The following is a 15,500-nucleotide window of genomic DNA, read 5'->3' on the forward strand; positions in this document are numbered from 1 at the left end:
GAGTGAGGAATGCTTCCATGACCGCCCCCAGCCACCCCTCCCGGACATTCCATTTCATCTCCGGCTTGCCGCGTTCGGGCACCACGCTCCTCGCTGCCATCCTCAACCAGAACCCACGCTTCCGCGCCGGCATGACCAGCCCGCTCGCGGACATCATGGGTGTGGTGATGGCCGAGGCGAGCAGCAAGAATGACTTCGCTTTCGATGTCTCCGACGAACAGCGCGTGGCGGTGCTGCGGGGTCTGGTAGAGAACTTCTATTCGGTCGGTTCCGACGCGCAGGTGATCTTCGACACCAGCCGCCTGTGGTGCAGCCGCATGCAGCTGCTCAACACGCTGTTCCCGGGCGTCAAGGTGATCGCGTGCGTGCGGCAGCTGGCCTGGGTGCTCGACAGCATGGAGCGGCTGGTGCAGAAGCAGCCGGTCAGCGTCAGCAAGGTGTTCCGCTTCGATACCAATACGACGGTGTATTCGCGCGTTGAAGCATTGACGGATCCGCGCGGCATGGTGGGCTTTGCCTATCAGGCGACCAAGGAGGCGTTCTACGGACGCTTCGCGCAGGATCATCTGTTGATGCTCACCTACGAAAGTCTGGTGGCGAATCCCGAGGCCGCCGTGCGCGCGGTGTATCGCTTCCTCGGAGAGCCGTGGTTCGATCACGACTTTGATCACATCGAGTACAACGCAAATGAGTTCGACGCGCGCGTCGGCATGCCGGGGCTGCATTCGGTGCGGCCGAAGGTGGAGTCGATTGAAAGGCAGCCGATCCTGCCGCGTGATGTTTTCGGCCGCTTTGCGAATGAGGCGTTTTGGGCGGATCCGAAGAACAATGTGAATCAGGTGCCGATCGTTTAGTGGCGCGACCGGCGATACGCCGACGGCGTCACGCCGACGCGCTTGCGAAACGCCTTGGTGAAGGCCGATTCGGACAAGTAACCGATGCGCTCGGCCACGGTCGCCAGGGCCAGGTCCGTGCTCGACAGCAGGTTGCAGGCCAGCTGCATGCGCATGGTGGTGAGCAGGTCGATGGGTGACATGCCGCCCTTCTCACTGAACTGACGCGCGAACGTAGCCCTGGACATGTTCGCGCGGGCGGCGAGTGTTTCGACGGTCCAGTTTTCATGCGGCGACCTGATCATGGCGAGGATCGCGGCGCTAAGGCGTGGGTGGCTCAGCAGGCCCAGCAGCGATGACGGAATCGCCTCGTGCTGCGAGTAAGTGCGTAATGCCATCACGAACAGCGCTTGGCTGAGCGCAGTGACGACGGCCAGTGCGCCTGGGCGCATGAGCGCCACTTCATGCCGGAGTATGGCGACGATGCCGTTGAGCGCGTCGATGGCCCCCTCGTTCGTCAGGCTGACGTGCAGGACGTCCGGCAAGGCGTGCATCAACAAGTCGGTCGTGCCGCTTGCGTAAGTGAAGCGGCCACAGAGCAGGTCCAGTTCCACGGCGCCGTCGGTATTGCGGCGTTCGGGCAGCGCGCCGAGGCTATCCAGCATCATCGGCATGGCGTCGGCCTCGCCGAGGCCATAAAGCGTGTGCGCCGCGCCACGCGGCAGCAGCACGAAGTCACCCGCCTTGAGCGTCATGTCGGGCTTGCCCCTGACTTGCAACCGTGCGGTGCCTGCCAGCACCAGGTGGAAGGGCGCTTCGCCCGGCCCGGCACTGTCATGGGGGATGTCGAACCGGCCGGCCAGCTGGCAGCGCAGGTCAAGGCTACCCTGGACGGCGGCGAGGTCGATGACACTGCTGAGGGCGTCCATGAGACGAATGCGCCAGAAAATGAGTGTGGCGAGTATTCATCAGCTCACGACTTCGGACAACACTGCTGCTGCCAGGGGAGCCGACACGCCGGCTCCCGGCTTATCGAGGACAGACACCATGTTGGATTGGCTGCAGTACCGCAAAGAACTGATGGGCCGCATCGGCGAGATCGGCGCCCTCAGCCCCGACACACTCAAGGGCTACCAGACCCTCTCAAAAGCCGGCCAGCAGGCCAATGTGCTTGGCGCGAAGACACGCGAACTGATCGCACTCGCCGTCGCCGTCACCACGCGCTGCGATGGCTGCATCACCGTGCATGTGGCGGAGGCGTTGCGGCATGGGGCCAGCAAGGAAGAGATCGCCGAAGCGTTGGGCGTGGCAGTCGCGCTGAATGCCGGTGCGGCGATGGTGTACTCCGCGCGTGTCATGGATGCGGTGGCGGCGCATGACGCTCATTGATTGAGGGTGCCAGAGGGCGGCGCGTCGCCGTTTATTCTTGAGGACAGCGGCGCGCTGCTGCAGGGCCCGCGTCGTAGATGGCGAACGTGCCGGATTGAAAGACGGCGGAGTGGTGATCCGGGTCCCAGGTGGGTTGGTGTGGCTGATCCACAACGAACCATCGGATGCTGGCTCCCGCGAGGCGCGCGCACGCACCCGGCCAATCGTCGGCATTGACCACGCCATCGATGACGGCGCTTCGCTCGCGTGCCAGCGTAGCCGAGGCCGCATCCTGCTTTTCGAGCAACTCTACGCGGCCAAGATAGGTGGGCACGTCGGCAAAGCTCACCAGTTCGGTCTGGCGGCTCTGCATGTATCCGCGCATGGCCTGACCACTGGTGGCCAGGATGTCGCCCGACTGCGAATGCTCACGCAAATAGGTGCCGGCCTGTGCAATGCCGGGCGCAATCGGACGGCCGTAGAAATCGGTCGCCCAGGGCATGTGCTTCAGCGAAGGCAGGCCAAGGCGAGCGTCACGCCCGACCACCATCACGACGAGAACCAGGAGGACGGACACGCCCAGGCTGGCGAGTTCGGCGCTGGGCGCACGAAAGGTCGGCAGGCATTCGCCTGCACGGGCAAAGCACCAAGCTACGACGATGGCGTACATCAGGACGAAGTGGCGATGCCTGAGCTCGGACGAGTCCGTGTTCAAGGTGGGAGCGAGCAGGATCAGTCCTGTGTACGTTGCGCAGAGCAACCACGGCAGCCAGTCAGCGGTTTCCCAACGGCGACGGCGGACCTGGATGATCGTCATCACCGGAAGGATGAGCACCCAGATGCCGAGGGCCGCCACCAACATCAGTAGCGGACCGATAAGCAGGGCGAGGAACTCGTGGCCGGATGCCACCCATGCATGGAACGTTGCCGCGAGATGGGGAATCCCAAATCCCAGCGTTGACTCCATATAAGGAAGCGGCAGGAACAGGCTCTTTAGCGAAGGCTGCAACGCGAGCAAGGCCGCCGCGGCGCACAGCGCCACGATGAAGGCACCACCGACTGCCAGGGCCTGGGTGCGCCCTGATGTGCGCCACTTGCCCAGCAACCATGTACCGGCAAGTGCTGGCGCAAGCAGCACGAAGAAGTGCAGGCGAATTGCGACCAGGGATGCCAGCAGGGCAAAGCCAAGCGCCGTGGCGGCGCGTCGCTGGCTGCGCAAACCCAGCGTGACGCACGCTGCCGCCATCGCAGCGACACCGAGTGCATAACCGGTACCCGGTGCGGTGTAGAGCAGCCAGCGCACACCGAAGAAACCGTTCTCCATGCCGTAAGCCGCCGCATCCGGCAGGCACGCGACGATAACCACTGTTGCCAGCGCAATCGCCTTGTTCGTCAGCTGCGCCACCCAGGCATACAGACCGAGCGCACCGATCAGCAAGCCCAGTGGCAGCAGGGCGCATAGCGCGAGTGCAAGTCCGGGCAGGTCGGTCGGTGACAGCCATGCCGCCGCAAGAGCGTAGGTGCCATAGTGGTAGAGCGGTCGCGGTGTATCGGCGAGCAGGATGTTGCCGCGACTGATGGCGAGTGGATCACCGAACGAGGCGATGGCAGTGCCATGAACGTAGTAGTCCGACCATGCCGGCAGGGAGCCACCCTTTGCCACCGTGGTTTGAAAGGCCGCCACGTCACGACAGAAACAAGCGATCAGGATGGAAAGCACTGCGATCGCAAGGACATCGAACCAGGAACCTTGTTCCGAATCACTGTTCGATCGTATCGGCTTCCATAGCCAGGCGAGCAGAGTCAGGCCGGCCAGGGGGGCGAACGCCCAGGCTGCCGTCATGCCGAACGTCGAGCTCAGCGCCCAGGTCGCCAGCATGGTAACTGCGGCACCGACGACCCAGGCGGCTGGCAAAGGTGACGTCAATCGCAGGCTGGCGCGGGCAAGGATCCATTCGCCGCAGAGCGTCATCGTCGCGATGATGAGAAGCGATGCAAGCAGCGTTCGTGCGCCGTGGCCCGTGCCCGCAAGCAGGCACAGCCACGTCATGAAGCACGACATGATGAACACGCACGCGGCGCGCTGCAGCCATGGCCGGGCGACAAAGGTCGGGCGACGTGCGGAGAGTCCTGTCATGCAAACAAATCCTTGTCATGGATGTGACGCGATCGGTGGCGCTTCGACATCGGCCGGACGTCGGCCGTACAAAGGGCAGTGTACACTCCAGAACCACCACGCCCGGGCTCCGCCCGGCTTGCGGAAGGGATAACGAGACGCTGCGGCAGCACGCGTGACTGCCGTCGGCTCATTGCGACAAAGTGGAGCGTCAATTCGTGGCCGTAGAGCAATTCAAACCGATCGCCGTCCAGTCACCGACGCGGCAGCCGTGGCTGTTTCGCGTGCGCTGCCTGCTCGACCTGCAATTGGCCACCATTGTCAGGTACCTGCGTCCGGAGCTCGCCAAACTCCATGGCCGGGTGATCGACGTTGGCGCGGGCGAATCGCCATGGCGCGACTGGCTACCCTCGTCGGTGACTTACCAGGGCATTGATGTCGGTAACGCCACGGAGTTCGGCATGAGTGCCGGCCATCCGGATGTCACGTACTACGACGGACGCATCATGCCTTTCGCCGATGCAAGCTTCGACAGTGCCCTGTGCATCGAGGTGTTGGAACACACGGAAGACCCGGCGCTATGCCTGTCGGAGATCGCCCGCGTGCTCAAGCCCGGTGCGTCGCTGCTCCTGACCGTGCCGTGGTCGGCGCGTCGCCACCATATTCCGCACGACTACCATCGGTTCACGCGCGAGCGCCTCGAGATCATGTTCGGCGAACATGGTTTCGAGAACGTCGAGATTCGCGAACGCGGCACCGATATTGGCGCCATCGCCAGCAAGCTGGTGGTGCTTACAGCCCGGCTGGCGCAGCCGAAAGTCGACGTCTCGCTACTGTGGCGCATCCCGCTGCTGGTCCCCGTCGTGCCGGTGGCGCTGGGTTTCGTAGCGGCATCGCATGTATCCGAAGCCTTGGGCGCCGGTGCGAAGGAAGATCCGCTGGGCTACTTCGTCAAGGCGACGCGCGCCACATCGAGCCGCGGCTAATCCGCGTGCTCGACCTGCGCCTGAGGATGTGCGGGCGCAAACACAAGCTTCGATAGCAGCACGTAAGAAACCACCGCCATGAACGGCGTCAGGATGGCCTGGCTGACGATGGCGTTGTACGTGAGCTTGTTGAGCCACGCAATGAGCACAAGATTCATCGCGTACGTCAGCAGATACGCCGCGACGAAGCGGGGCAGGCGCCGGCGGGACACATCGAGAAACACGAAGTGGCCCGTAGTCAGGAAATTGAACACGATGCCCGCGAGGTTGCCGCCGATCAGGGCCACCCAGGTCGGGCTGTGGGCAACCACGAACAACGCATACACGGTAAAACCGAACAGCGTGTTGAGGCCACCCACCAGCACGAACCGGATGAAGCGCAGTTTGAGCAGTTTACGCATGGGCCTTCGGCTTGAAACCGGCCGCGGCCGTATTGCCCACGTTGATTGATAGCTTTACGCCATTCAGTCGCAGCCCTTCGAGCACGCGGCCCATCGGCCGCTTGAGGCCTGCCGGTAGCGGCATCAGGCGGTGCCAATACGACAGGGCATACGTGTTGGTGAACGCATTCGCTTCGATGTCCACGTAACCGGCTTGCGCGAACAGGGCGCGAATGCTGTCGCGGGAAAACAGCTGCATGTGTTCGATGTCGACGATGGGTGATCGCTTGCCCAGCATGCGATTGACCGGGTGTCGATAATCGTGCGTAACCGAGAGAAAGGCGCCGCCGGGTCGCAGCAAGCGAATCGCCGATTCGACAACCTCCAGCGGATCGCGCACGTGCTCAAGCGTCATGAAGCAGCAGATCATGTCGAACGATTCAGGCGCATAGTCGCCTTCGACGAAGATGCCTTCGCGAATCCAGGGGCGACGATGCTCCGGCGCGGCAGCAATGGCCGCCGTGGATGGCTCGATGCCTTCGACATGGCGGAATCCGATCGCCGACAATTTCTCCAGGAACACACCCGTGCCCGTGCCGATCTCCAGCGCCGAGTCGTGGGCGAGGCGACCGAGAACCTTGGCGAAAGCGTCTGCGTAGCTCGAGGCCGCGTCATTGGCTTCTTCGCTGCTGTCGTAGTCCGCGCTGTGATAGGCCTTGGCCAGTTCACCCTGGGACGGCGGACTGTCGACGTAGACCAGGTCGCAGGTGGGGCAACGAACCATCTGGAAGCAAAGTCGCTCCGGTTCCTTGCGTGAGGCAAAGCTGTAGCTGTTCAGCGCCGAGGTATCGATGCGCTCCTCCAGATAGACCTCTGCGTGGTCCGGGAAGCGCCGGCAAATCGGGCAAGGCCTGTGGTTTCGGTCAGCCGGTTGCATGGTGTCCTGTCTGTCGTGGATGGGGGCGGAAGTTACGGGTGCGCTTCGCCGCCGGTCTGCTCGGTGATGACACCGTGGCGGATGAGGGCGGCGCGAATGAGGCGCGGACGCCCCTTCACTTCGATCATGATCTTGCCGATGTATTCGCCCACCAGTCCGATGCCAAACAGGTTGAGCGAGCCAAAGCCCAGTACGGCGATCAGCAAAGTGGTGATGCCGCGCGGCGCAATGTCAGGCCAGATCACGCGAAGCGTGGCGACCACGACGGCGGCGATCAGCGAAAGCACCAGCAGGCTGAGGCCCAGCGTGGTGAGCATGGTCAGCGGCACGTTGCTGAAGGAGAAGATGCCCTTCTTGGCCCAGTCGATGTTCTTGGCGAACGTGTTGGTCGTGCGACCGAACATGCGCTCGGGGCGCAGGTAGTCCACGCCCGTCTGGCGGAAGCCGACGTAGGCGCGCAGGCCGCGCATGAACAGGTCGCGCTCCGTGCAGGCGAGCAGCCACTGGACCACCTTTCGGTCCATCAGCGAGAAGTCGCCGGCGTCCAGCGGAATCTTGACGTAGCTGAAAGCGGCGAAGACGCGATAGAACGCCTTGTACAGGAGGCCCCAGTGCCAGGGCATTTCGCGCTTGATGCGACGGCCGTAGACAACGTCGAAACCCTTTTCCCACTCGGCGTAGAAGGCTTCGATGAGTTCGGGCGGGTCCTGCAGGTCGCCATCGAGCAGCACGACGGCGTCCTTGGTCGCCAGCTCCATGCCACTGCGGAAGGCCATCTGCGAGCCGAAGTTGCGCGAATGGGTGATGCCGATGACGTGTGGATCCGTTTCCGACAGGAGACGGATCTGCTCCGCGCTGTCGTCGGGACTGCCATCGTTGACGAAGATGATCTCGTAATCGATGCCGATCTTGTTGAACGTTTCCGTCAGGCGCTTGTGCATGAACGGAATGGCCTGCGCATCCTTGTAGCAGGCGATGATCGCCGAGACGGAGCGACGGCGGGCCTGGGTCGTCTTCTTGGTGCGGCTGGCCAGCTCTTCGTCGGTGACGCCAACGAATGCCTTGGACATGTCCAGCAGGCCGTCGGCCAGTGGAATGTTCGCCTTCCAGCCCATCAGGCGCTCGGCCTTGGCGGGATTGGAGTACCAATCCTGCAGATCCCAGGCACGGCCTTCCATGGTGCCGAACTTGGCCGGCTCGTCGATCTTGAAGAGCGAACGGGTCAGCTCGGCAAGCTCACCAATGGTGACACGCTGGCCGGCACCGATGTTGAAGTCCTCGCCGTACAGCGAGGGGTTCATCTTGGCGGCGGCCATGATGAAGGCCGCGCAGACGTCATTGACATGGACGAAGTCGCGCGAAGTGTGTTCGTTGACCAGCGGCGGCAGCGTGCCGGCGAGCGCTGAGCGCAGCAGATTGGGAATGAGTCGTGAGCTGTCTTCGAGGGCGCCATAGACCGAGTACAGGCGCAGGTTCACGCAGGGGAAGGCATGGCACTTGCCCATGTACTGCAGATACTCAGCCGTCGCCACCTTCGATACCGCGTAGTGACTGTTTGGCTCGCATCGATCCGACTCTTCAGGCGCGGCACAGTTCATGCCGTACTCGGACGATGAGCCAGCATGCACGAACGCGGCAATCGACTGCTTGGCCAACAGCGAGACCAACATCGTGATGGCGTTGAAGTTGGTCTGGTAGATCAGCTGCTGGTCCTGCTCGAACGAGTAGGCGCCATAGGCCACGCAATCGAACACGGTCTTTGGCGACGTGGCGCCGATGAGGTTCTTCACCGCGGCCGGATCGTTGAGGTTGGCCGCAAGGATGTTTTCTTCGGGCACGCCGGCCAGGCGCCAGTTGCGTTCGCGCTGCACCACGGCATAGACGTCCGGGCGCACCGCGCGAATCATGTGGAACAGCGTGGCGCCGATAAAGCCGGTGGCACCGGTGACCAGGATGGGACCGGTCAGGGAGCGGATATGGAACGCGATATCGGGGTTGCTCACGAAGGGTCTGCCAGGGCAAGGAGGAGGCTTTGGGGATCGAGGCCAGAAGCCTTGCGAAGGTAGTTCTGCGAGCCGTAACGCGGGTAATGGTGCGCGCGGGCGTAAAGATGGCTGATGCGCGCTTGCTTACCCTGTTTCATGAGGTACAGCGCGAATTCGGCGCCAAAGCTGCCTCGCTCGACGTGCTCCTCGGCCACGCACAGGTGGCCTGTGCGGTCGATCTGCTCGAGCAGTTCGGCGGGCGGGGCATGGCGATGAATGGGCAGCTCCGCGACGGCCCAGAGGCTGGGTCGGGTGGCCTCAGGCATCTCGCGCAGGACCTGGATGTAGGTCCCGGCGAGGGGGCCCACGGCGACGACGGGCGCGCCATGGCCCTTCAGCAGCTGACGCCACGGTGCATAGGCCGGCACCTCGAAATCGGCGGGCTGTTCGCCACGGCCGAGTCGGATGTAGCTGGCCGTGGAGCTGTCACCAGCCGCATCGATCACCGCAGGAATGTCCTGGTCGAACACCGGCACATAGGCCGTAAGGTTCGGCAGGGCCAGGAGGATGCCGTAGTCCTCGATGGCGTGGTGGGTCGGACCCATCACCCCATAACCGTAGCCGCCACCATTGCCGACGAGCTTGACGGGCAGGTGGTGGAAGGCAATGTCATTGCGGATCTGCTCGAAGGGTCGTGCATAGCAGAACGGCGCAATGCTGTAGACCCAGGCGTCCAGCCCCTGGCGTGCCAGCGCGGCGGCGACCGAGATCATGTTCTGTTCGGCGACGCCCGCATTGATGAAGCGCTCGCCCATGGTTTGCTGCAGCGGTTCCAGCGCCATGAATCCAAGATCACCCGTCAGGAACACCATGTTCGGGTTCTTGGAGCGCGCTACCAGCGAATCACACAATGGCTTTCTCATGAACGCGAAAGCTCCTCGATCGCAAGCTGGTAGTGCTTTTCGTCGAGCGGAAGATAATGCCACTCCATGCGGTTCTCCATGAACGACACGCCCTTGCCCTTGGTGGTTTCCAGCACCATGAGGCGTGGCCGGTCGGCGGGGCGGTCCAGTGATGCGCGAATCTGCTCGAGGTCGTGGCCTTCGACGATCTGTACGTCGATATCGAAGCCTTGCAGCTTGTCCCAGAGCGGCGCCATGGACGCGACGTCGTCGGTGCCCCCGAAGCCCTGCAGGCGATTATGGTCGACCAGGATGGTGAGGTTCGTCAGCTTCTGGTGACAGGCGAAGATCAGGGCCTCCCAGGTGGAGCCCTCCTGCCATTCACCGTCCGAGGTCAGGCAGTACACGTGGCCCGACTCGCCCTTCAGGCGCTGCGCCAGTGCCGTGCCGGCTGCCAGCGACAGGCCATGCCCCAGGCTGCCGGTTGCAAACAGGACGTCTTTCAGTCCGCTGGCCGGGGGGTGGCCTGCGAGCAGGGTGTCGTCGCGGTGGAAGGTGGTGAGATCTTCGTCGCGGAGCTTGCCTGCGCTCCAGAGCGCCACATAGAGCGCGCCGGCGGAGTGACCCTTGGAAAGCACCAGGTGATCTTCCGACCCCATGCGCTCATTGAGCAGCACACTCAGTGCATCGATGCATGAGAGATTGCCGCCGATGTGGCCGACGCCGCTCTCGTAGTGCATGCGTACGAGCCGCTTGCGAATGTTGACCAGGTGACTGGCATCTAGCTGCGCGGGTGTTGTCATATTGCTTGACGCTCTCGCTGTTCTCGCCGAAGTGGAGGTTTTGCCCCCACGAATCATCCCTGCTTCTGCCGGCATCCCTGTGCCGTGGAGAGGATCGCCAAAGGCCATTCCTGCAGAGTACTCAGATAAACCTTACTCGATTTGACACTGAAAAATGAGGTCCGAGACCTCAGGGATCGCTGCGTGCGGCTTCCTTTCGCCTCCGCAGATGGCTTCCGGCATGCCGTCATCATGAACTGCGCCATGCGATGCACCGCGTCATGACTCTGTGCATGGCCCTGGCGATCTGACCAGACTCAGTCCTTTCCCCGTGGCTCAGACGTTTCACTTGAGAATGTGTGCAACGCGTGATGAAGAGCAGCATGCCAGGTGACATCGGTCGCCAGTGGATTTTGCCGATGGAATGGCGTGGCGTGAGGTGAGGGTCTCCGGCGTCCTGGAAGCATCAGTGCGCCCCTCGTGCAGTGCGGTCCAAGATGACATTCGCCGTGCCCACGCACGGGCGTGTTCTTCCCCGGTGCGACCCTTCTCGAATGCGGTCGGATGTGCGTCCTCCGTAATGCCACAACCGTGTCGCGGCGCTGGTGGGCCCACCAGGATTCGAACCTGGAACCAAGGGATTATGAGTCCCCTGCTCTAACCGTTGAGCTATAGGCCCGTTGTTCCCAGCGCAAGGCGCGCTGCGCGGCCGGTCATGGTAGCCGCGCGATGGCGGAGCGTCGAGGGAGGCGGGCAAGGATCGGAGAACTCTTACGGTCTGACATCCGCTTTATGTGCGCGGGCGTAGCCTCGGGGGTCCCTTTGAGCGCTGGAGGCGGGTCATGAGCACTGAATCGGTGGCGAAGCGGCTGGTGGTGTTGTGTCGGGAAGGGATGTACGAGGAGGCGCAGCGGGAGCTGTACTCACAGGACGCGCAGAGCATTGAGCCGGAAGGCGGGCCGCCGGGGTCGCTGGGTAACGTGAAGGGGCTGGACGCGATCTTCGAGAAGGGAAAGAAATTCCAGGAATCGGTGACCGAAGTGCATGGTGGCTCGATCAGCGATCCGGTCGTGGCGGGGAACTGGTTTTCCTGCTCGATGACGCTGGATGTGACGATGAAAGAGTACGGTCGCGTCAACATGACGGAGATCTGCGTCTATCACGTCAACAAGGAAGGGAAGATTGATCGGGAGCAGTTCTTCTATGACATGGGCTGAGTGACGTCGCGCCGTTCGCGATGCCTTCTCCCACCCCGGCGTCATGCCTGCGCAGGCAGGCACCCAGTGGCGATGATGTTTGAATTACGTCGTGCACGCACTGGCTGTCATGGTGGCGAAAGCCGCCATCCTTGAGTGAACACGCGCCGTTGTCGCCATGGATGCCGGCTTTCGCCGGCATGACGGGCCTTGGGGGATGGGGTGAGAGCTGCGCGTGCTCGCCACTGGGTGCCTGCCTGCGCAGGCATGACGATGAAAAATGGGTCGGGCATAAAAAAAGGCCCTGCAAATGCAGGGCCTTTTCGTTTCATCGTTTCGCCGGAATCAATCGATATCCAGGAATGAGCGCAGCTGCTCCGAGCGGCTCGGGTGACGCAGCTTGCGCAGGGCCTTGGCTTCGATCTGACGGATGCGCTCGCGGGTGACGTCGAACTGCTTGCCGACTTCTTCCAGCGTGTGATCGGTGTTCATGTCGATGCCGAAACGCATGCGCAGAACCTTGGCTTCACGCGGGGTGAGACCGGCCAGCACATCACGCACGGTTTCCATGAGGCCGGTTTCCGTGGCCGACTCGATGGGCGAGCTGGCGTTGGTGTCCTCGATGAAATCGCCAAGATGCGAATCTTCGTCGTCGCCGATGGGGGTTTCCATCGAGATCGGTTCCTTCGCGATCTTCAGCACCTTGCGGATCTTGTCCTCGGGCATCTCCATTTCCTTGGCCAGCTCTTCCGGCGTCGGTTCGCGACCGAACTGCTGGAGCATCTGGCGGGAAATGCGGTTGAGCTTGTTGATCGTCTCTATCATGTGCACCGGGATACGGATGGTGCGGGCCTGGTCAGCGATGGAGCGCGTGATGGCCTGGCGAATCCACCAGGTGGCGTAGGTCGAGAACTTGTAACCGCGACGGTATTCGAACTTGTCCACGGCCTTCATCAGGCCGATGTTGCCTTCCTGGATGAGGTCGAGGAACTGCAGGCCGCGGTTGGTGTACTTCTTGGCGATGGAGATGACGAGACGCAGGTTGGCCTCGACCATTTCCTTCTTGGCGCGACGGGCCTTGGCCTCGCCCACCGACATGGTGCGGTTGATTTCCTTGATGTCGGTCAGCGGCAGGAACAGCTTGCGCTCGATGGCGCCGAGCTTTTCCTGTTCGCCGTCGATCACTTCCTTGAACGGCTTGATGTTCGGCGACCACTTCTGGCGCTTGCGGCCCAGCTCGTTTGCCCACTCGAGGTTGCCCTCGTTGCTGGGGAAGGCCTTGAGGAACTCGGCCTTGGGCATCTTCACCTGCTTGACGAAGATGTCCATCAGCGCGCGTTCGTGGTGACGGATGTCGTTCACCACTTCGCGCAGCTTGCGCACGAAGCTGTCGATCAGCGCGGACGGCAGCTTGAGCTTGAGGAATTCCTCAGCCATCTGGTCGCGCAGCTTGAGCACCTTCTTGTCGTTGACGTCGGTGGCCTTGGGGGCCGCCTTCTGGAACTTGCTGTAGTAGTCGCGCAGCAGCTCCATGCGGCGCTTGACCTCTTCCGGATCCGGACCGGTCGGGCCTTCGTCCTCGTCGCTGCTCGAGTCGTCGTTGTTGTCGTCGTCGTCGTTTTCCGAGTCGGCGTCAGACACTTCGACGTCCTGGGCGGCGGCCAGGGCCGCGTCGGCGGCTTCTTCCAGGTCGGCGAAGCCGGCCAGGATTTCGCTCAGGCGGCGCTTGCCGTCCAGATGCTGGTCGTACTCCTCGAGCAGCAGCTCGATGGTGAGGGGGAAGCTGGCGAGGGCGGTCTGCACCTGGCCCAGGCCTTCCTCGATGCGCTTGGCGATGGCGATTTCGCCTTCGCGGGTAAGCAGCTCGACCGTGCCCATCTCACGCATGTACATGCGGACCGGGTCGGTGGTGCGGCCCACCTCGGAGTCGACGGCCGAAAGCAGGGCGACGGCTTCTTCGGCCGCGGCTTCGTCATCGGCGCTGCCGGTGGAGGCATTGTCCGAGAGCGGGTCGGAGTCAGGGGCGGCATCGTGTACTTCGATGCCCACGCCCTTGAGCACGGCCATGATGTCTTCGATCTGCTCCGGATCGACGATGTCGTCGGGGAGGTGATCGTTGATCTCGGCGTAGGTCAGATAGCCCTGCTCCAAACCCTTGGAGATGAGGGCCTTGATTTCGGACTGTTGCTCAGGAGCTTTGCTATTCATACCTACCGCCGCATATGCAGGAACCGATCAGTATAGCCATGTGATGCTTTTTTGACCAGTTTTCAAGTGATTTTACCGAAGGCTCGGGTACGCAAAAAGCGCGCCAAACGGCCTCTTCCGAAGATGTTTCGACGGAATTGCCGGGTTCTTGAGAGCGCATGCTGCAGCGCCGCGATTACGGCGTCTCGAGCCAGAAAGTGACCGGGCCATCGTTGACCAGGTGTACTTCCATATGGGCGCCAAATCGCCCGATTTCCACCCGGGGGTGTGCCGCCCGGGCCAATTCGACCAGGCGGTCGAACCACCGGCGGCCTTCCTCGGGCGTGGCGGCGGTGGTGAAGCTTGGACGCATGCCCGAGCGGGTATCGGCGGCCAGGGTGAACTGGCTTACCAGCAGCAGCTCCCCGCCGGTGTCAGCCAGCGACCGGTTCATCCGTCCCTGCTCGTCGCTGAACACCCGGTAGCCCAGCAGGCGTTCCAGCATCCGTTTGGTCCGGGCTTCGTCGTCGCCGGGCTGGACGGCCACGAGGGCGAGGAGGCCGGGGCCGATGGCGCCGACGGTTTCGTGGTCGACGTCGACGCGGGCGGACTGGACGCGCTGGATGAGTGAAATCATGGGGCCTCGGGTGAGTTCGGCGGCTGCGCCGCCTGGGGGGTCGCTCGCTGGCGCTCGCTGTGAACAGTAAACAGTAAGAGCGGGGGCTGGAATATCGCGGACTGGCGTGGAGTTTGCCGTTTCTGTTTACCGTTCACCGTTCACCGTTCACCAGCGAGCGCCAGCGAGCGACCCCCCCAGGCGGCAACGCCGCCGCTATCCCCTAAAATCGTCCGATGCGTCCCGATATCTACCTTCTGTACCTGATTCTTCGCCTGCTCGGCCGGCTCCCCCTTCGCGTGCTGCACGGCGTCGGCGCGGCGATCGGCCGGTTCTCGCTGTGGCGGCACGGCAAGACCGTTCGCAATACCGAGGTGAATCTTCAAATCGTTCGCCCGGATCTGGACGAGCCCGCGCGCAAGGCCTTGTTGCGCCAGGTGATGGAAGAGAGCGGCAAGTCGATCACCGAGATCGCCAAGATCTGGGGCAACGATGCCGAGCGGGTGCTGGAACTGGTCCGCGAGGTCAGGGGCGAGGCGCTGATGGACGAGGCCCTGGCGGCCGGCAAGGGGCTGATCATCGCGGCGCCGCACCTGGGCTGCTGGGAACTGCTCAACTACTGGCTGTGCAAGAAGACGCCCATGGCGATCCTCTACCGGCCACCGCGGATTGCCGCCGTCGAGCAATTGCTGCGCAAGGCCCGCGGGGCGCTGGCGCCGGAGCAGGTGCGAGCCGAGGGCGCCGGTGTGCGCACGCTGTTCAAACGGTTGGGCGCGGGCGGCACGGTCGGCATCCTGCCCGATCAGAAGCCGCGCGAGGGCGAAGGCCAGTTCGCGCCATTCTTCGGACGCGAGGCGCTGACGATGGTGCTGCTGCCGCGCCTGGCGGCGCGCACGGGCGCGACGGTGCTGTTCTCGTTTGCCGAGCGCTTGCCGCACGGCGAGGGTTACCGGATCCACCTGCTGAAGGCACCGGAGGGATTGGCGGAGGTGGATCAGCTGCTTGCCTGCACGGCGCTCAACGAGGGCGTCGAGGCCTGTGTGCGGCTGGCCTTTGCGCAGTATCAGTGGCACTACAAGCGATATTCGGCCAACGACCGGCCAAGCCCTTACGGGTGAGGCCGCTCGCTGGCGCTCGCTGTAAGGCCGCCCGCGGAGCGGGCTGTAAACGGTGAACAGTAAACAGGCAAGAGCAAAGAGGTGGTTTCGCTTG

Annotated in this window: 14 protein-coding genes and 1 tRNA gene; 5 read left to right on the forward strand and 10 right to left on the reverse strand. The window is 63.1% G+C overall.

Going from position 1 to position 15,500, the window contains the following annotated elements:
• Window positions 1-17: 17 nt before the first annotated feature.
• Complete coding sequence (locus tag EYV96_RS11145) at window positions 18-854, forward strand: sulfotransferase family protein (protein WP_131151639.1); 837 nt, start codon at window positions 18-20, stop codon at window positions 852-854.
• Here EYV96_RS11145 and EYV96_RS11150 read toward each other — a convergent pair.
• Window positions 851-1,762: a cupin domain-containing protein gene (locus EYV96_RS11150; RefSeq protein WP_131151640.1), complete on the reverse strand. Its 912-nt coding sequence runs from the start codon at window positions 1,760-1,762 to the stop codon at window positions 851-853. The two genes, EYV96_RS11145 and EYV96_RS11150, sit on opposite strands and share 4 nt — an antisense overlap.
• Window positions 1,763-1,880: 118 nt before the next feature.
• Between EYV96_RS11150 and EYV96_RS11155 the strand changes: the two genes are divergently transcribed.
• Window positions 1,881-2,222 (forward strand): carboxymuconolactone decarboxylase family protein, encoded by a 342-nt coding sequence (locus EYV96_RS11155; RefSeq protein WP_131152425.1) that lies wholly within the window; start codon window positions 1,881-1,883, stop codon window positions 2,220-2,222.
• Window positions 2,223-2,253: 31 nt separating this feature from the next.
• Here the strand turns inward: EYV96_RS11155 and EYV96_RS11160 are convergent, their stop codons facing one another.
• Window positions 2,254-4,338, reverse strand: a complete 2,085-nt coding sequence (locus EYV96_RS11160; RefSeq protein ID WP_131151641.1) for a hypothetical protein — start codon at window positions 4,336-4,338, stop codon at window positions 2,254-2,256.
• A 197-nt stretch (window positions 4,339-4,535) separates the two neighbouring features.
• Here EYV96_RS11160 and EYV96_RS11165 point away from each other — a divergent pair, with 197 nt between their 5' ends.
• Window positions 4,536-5,303, forward strand: coding sequence for a class I SAM-dependent methyltransferase (locus EYV96_RS11165; RefSeq protein WP_205746156.1), 768 nt, complete (start codon window positions 4,536-4,538; stop codon window positions 5,301-5,303).
• Here EYV96_RS11165 and EYV96_RS11170 read toward each other — a convergent pair.
• The 6 genes from EYV96_RS11170 to EYV96_RS11195 form a co-directional block, all read right to left on the reverse strand.
• Window positions 5,300-5,704, reverse strand: a complete 405-nt coding sequence (locus tag EYV96_RS11170) for a GtrA family protein (protein WP_131151643.1) — start codon at window positions 5,702-5,704, stop codon at window positions 5,300-5,302. The two genes, EYV96_RS11165 and EYV96_RS11170, sit on opposite strands and share 4 nt — an antisense overlap.
• Window positions 5,697-6,620 carry a class I SAM-dependent methyltransferase gene (locus EYV96_RS11175; RefSeq protein ID WP_131151644.1) on the reverse strand — a complete coding sequence of 308 codons (924 nt, stop codon included), beginning with the start codon at window positions 6,618-6,620 and terminating at the stop codon, window positions 5,697-5,699. Before EYV96_RS11175 ends, EYV96_RS11170 begins: the two co-directional genes overlap by 8 nt.
• A gap of 32 nt (window positions 6,621-6,652) precedes the next feature.
• The gene (locus EYV96_RS11180; RefSeq protein ID WP_240732463.1) at window positions 6,653-8,623 is read right to left on the reverse strand and encodes an NAD-dependent epimerase/dehydratase family protein; all 1,971 of its coding nucleotides are present in this window, start codon (window positions 8,621-8,623) and stop codon (window positions 6,653-6,655) included.
• On the reverse strand, window positions 8,620-9,528 hold the full coding sequence (locus EYV96_RS11185) for a transketolase family protein (RefSeq protein WP_131151645.1): 909 nt from the start codon (window positions 9,526-9,528) through the stop codon (window positions 8,620-8,622). The genes EYV96_RS11180 and EYV96_RS11185 overlap by 4 nt, the downstream gene beginning before the upstream one ends.
• A complete protein-coding gene (locus EYV96_RS11190; RefSeq protein ID WP_131151646.1) occupies window positions 9,525-10,310 on the reverse strand; it encodes a transketolase in 786 nt (261 codons plus the stop codon). Before EYV96_RS11190 ends, EYV96_RS11185 begins: the two co-directional genes overlap by 4 nt.
• Window positions 10,311-10,892: 582 nt before the next feature.
• A tRNA-Ile gene (locus EYV96_RS11195) sits at window positions 10,893-10,968 on the reverse strand.
• A 163-nt stretch (window positions 10,969-11,131) separates the two neighbouring features.
• Here EYV96_RS11195 and EYV96_RS11200 point away from each other — a divergent pair.
• Window positions 11,132-11,506, forward strand: a complete 375-nt coding sequence (locus EYV96_RS11200; RefSeq protein WP_131151647.1) for a SnoaL-like domain-containing protein — start codon at window positions 11,132-11,134, stop codon at window positions 11,504-11,506.
• 324 nt (window positions 11,507-11,830) lie between these two features.
• Here EYV96_RS11200 and rpoD read toward each other — a convergent pair whose 3' ends face one another.
• On the reverse strand, window positions 11,831-13,693 hold the full coding sequence (gene rpoD, locus EYV96_RS11205; protein WP_131151648.1) for an RNA polymerase sigma factor RpoD: 1,863 nt from the start codon (window positions 13,691-13,693) through the stop codon (window positions 11,831-11,833).
• A 175-nt stretch (window positions 13,694-13,868) separates the two neighbouring features.
• On the reverse strand, window positions 13,869-14,309 hold the full coding sequence (gene dtd / locus EYV96_RS11210; RefSeq protein WP_131151649.1) for a D-aminoacyl-tRNA deacylase: 441 nt from the start codon (window positions 14,307-14,309) through the stop codon (window positions 13,869-13,871).
• A gap of 215 nt (window positions 14,310-14,524) precedes the next feature.
• On the opposite strand from dtd, the gene EYV96_RS11215 reads away from it, so the two are divergent.
• A complete protein-coding gene (locus EYV96_RS11215; RefSeq protein ID WP_131151650.1) occupies window positions 14,525-15,406 on the forward strand; it encodes an LpxL/LpxP family acyltransferase in 882 nt (293 codons plus the stop codon).
• Window positions 15,407-15,500 lie beyond the last annotated feature (94 nt).

Source organism: Dyella terrae, from assembly GCF_004322705.1.
GTDB lineage: Bacteria > Pseudomonadota > Gammaproteobacteria > Xanthomonadales > Rhodanobacteraceae > Dyella_D > Dyella_D terrae.

Excerpts from the sequence above, each read along its gene's own strand:
- EYV96_RS11170 (WP_131151643.1), bottom strand. The coding sequence starts at position 5,704 with ATGCGTAAACTGCTCAAACTGCGCTTCATCCGGTTCGTGCTGGTGGGT.
- EYV96_RS11185 (WP_131151645.1), bottom strand. The coding sequence starts at position 9,528 with ATGAGAAAGCCATTGTGTGATTCGCTGGTAGCGCGCTCCAAGAACCCG.
- EYV96_RS11155 (WP_131152425.1), top strand. The coding sequence starts at position 1,881 with ATGTTGGATTGGCTGCAGTACCGCAAAGAACTGATGGGCCGCATCGGC.
- EYV96_RS11215 (WP_131151650.1), top strand. The coding sequence starts at position 14,525 with ATGCGTCCCGATATCTACCTTCTGTACCTGATTCTTCGCCTGCTCGGC.
- EYV96_RS11175 (WP_131151644.1), bottom strand. The coding sequence starts at position 6,620 with ATGCAACCGGCTGACCGAAACCACAGGCCTTGCCCGATTTGCCGGCGC.
- EYV96_RS11160 (WP_131151641.1), bottom strand. The coding sequence starts at position 4,338 with ATGACAGGACTCTCCGCACGTCGCCCGACCTTTGTCGCCCGGCCATGG.
- EYV96_RS11150 (WP_131151640.1), bottom strand. The coding sequence starts at position 1,762 with ATGGACGCCCTCAGCAGTGTCATCGACCTCGCCGCCGTCCAGGGTAGC.
- EYV96_RS11190 (WP_131151646.1), bottom strand. The coding sequence starts at position 10,310 with ATGACAACACCCGCGCAGCTAGATGCCAGTCACCTGGTCAACATTCGC.
- EYV96_RS11200 (WP_131151647.1), top strand. The coding sequence starts at position 11,132 with ATGAGCACTGAATCGGTGGCGAAGCGGCTGGTGGTGTTGTGTCGGGAA.
- rpoD (WP_131151648.1), bottom strand. The coding sequence starts at position 13,693 with ATGAATAGCAAAGCTCCTGAGCAACAGTCCGAAATCAAGGCCCTCATC.
- dtd (WP_131151649.1), bottom strand. The coding sequence starts at position 14,309 with ATGATTTCACTCATCCAGCGCGTCCAGTCCGCCCGCGTCGACGTCGAC.
- EYV96_RS11145 (WP_131151639.1), top strand. The coding sequence starts at position 18 with ATGACCGCCCCCAGCCACCCCTCCCGGACATTCCATTTCATCTCCGGC.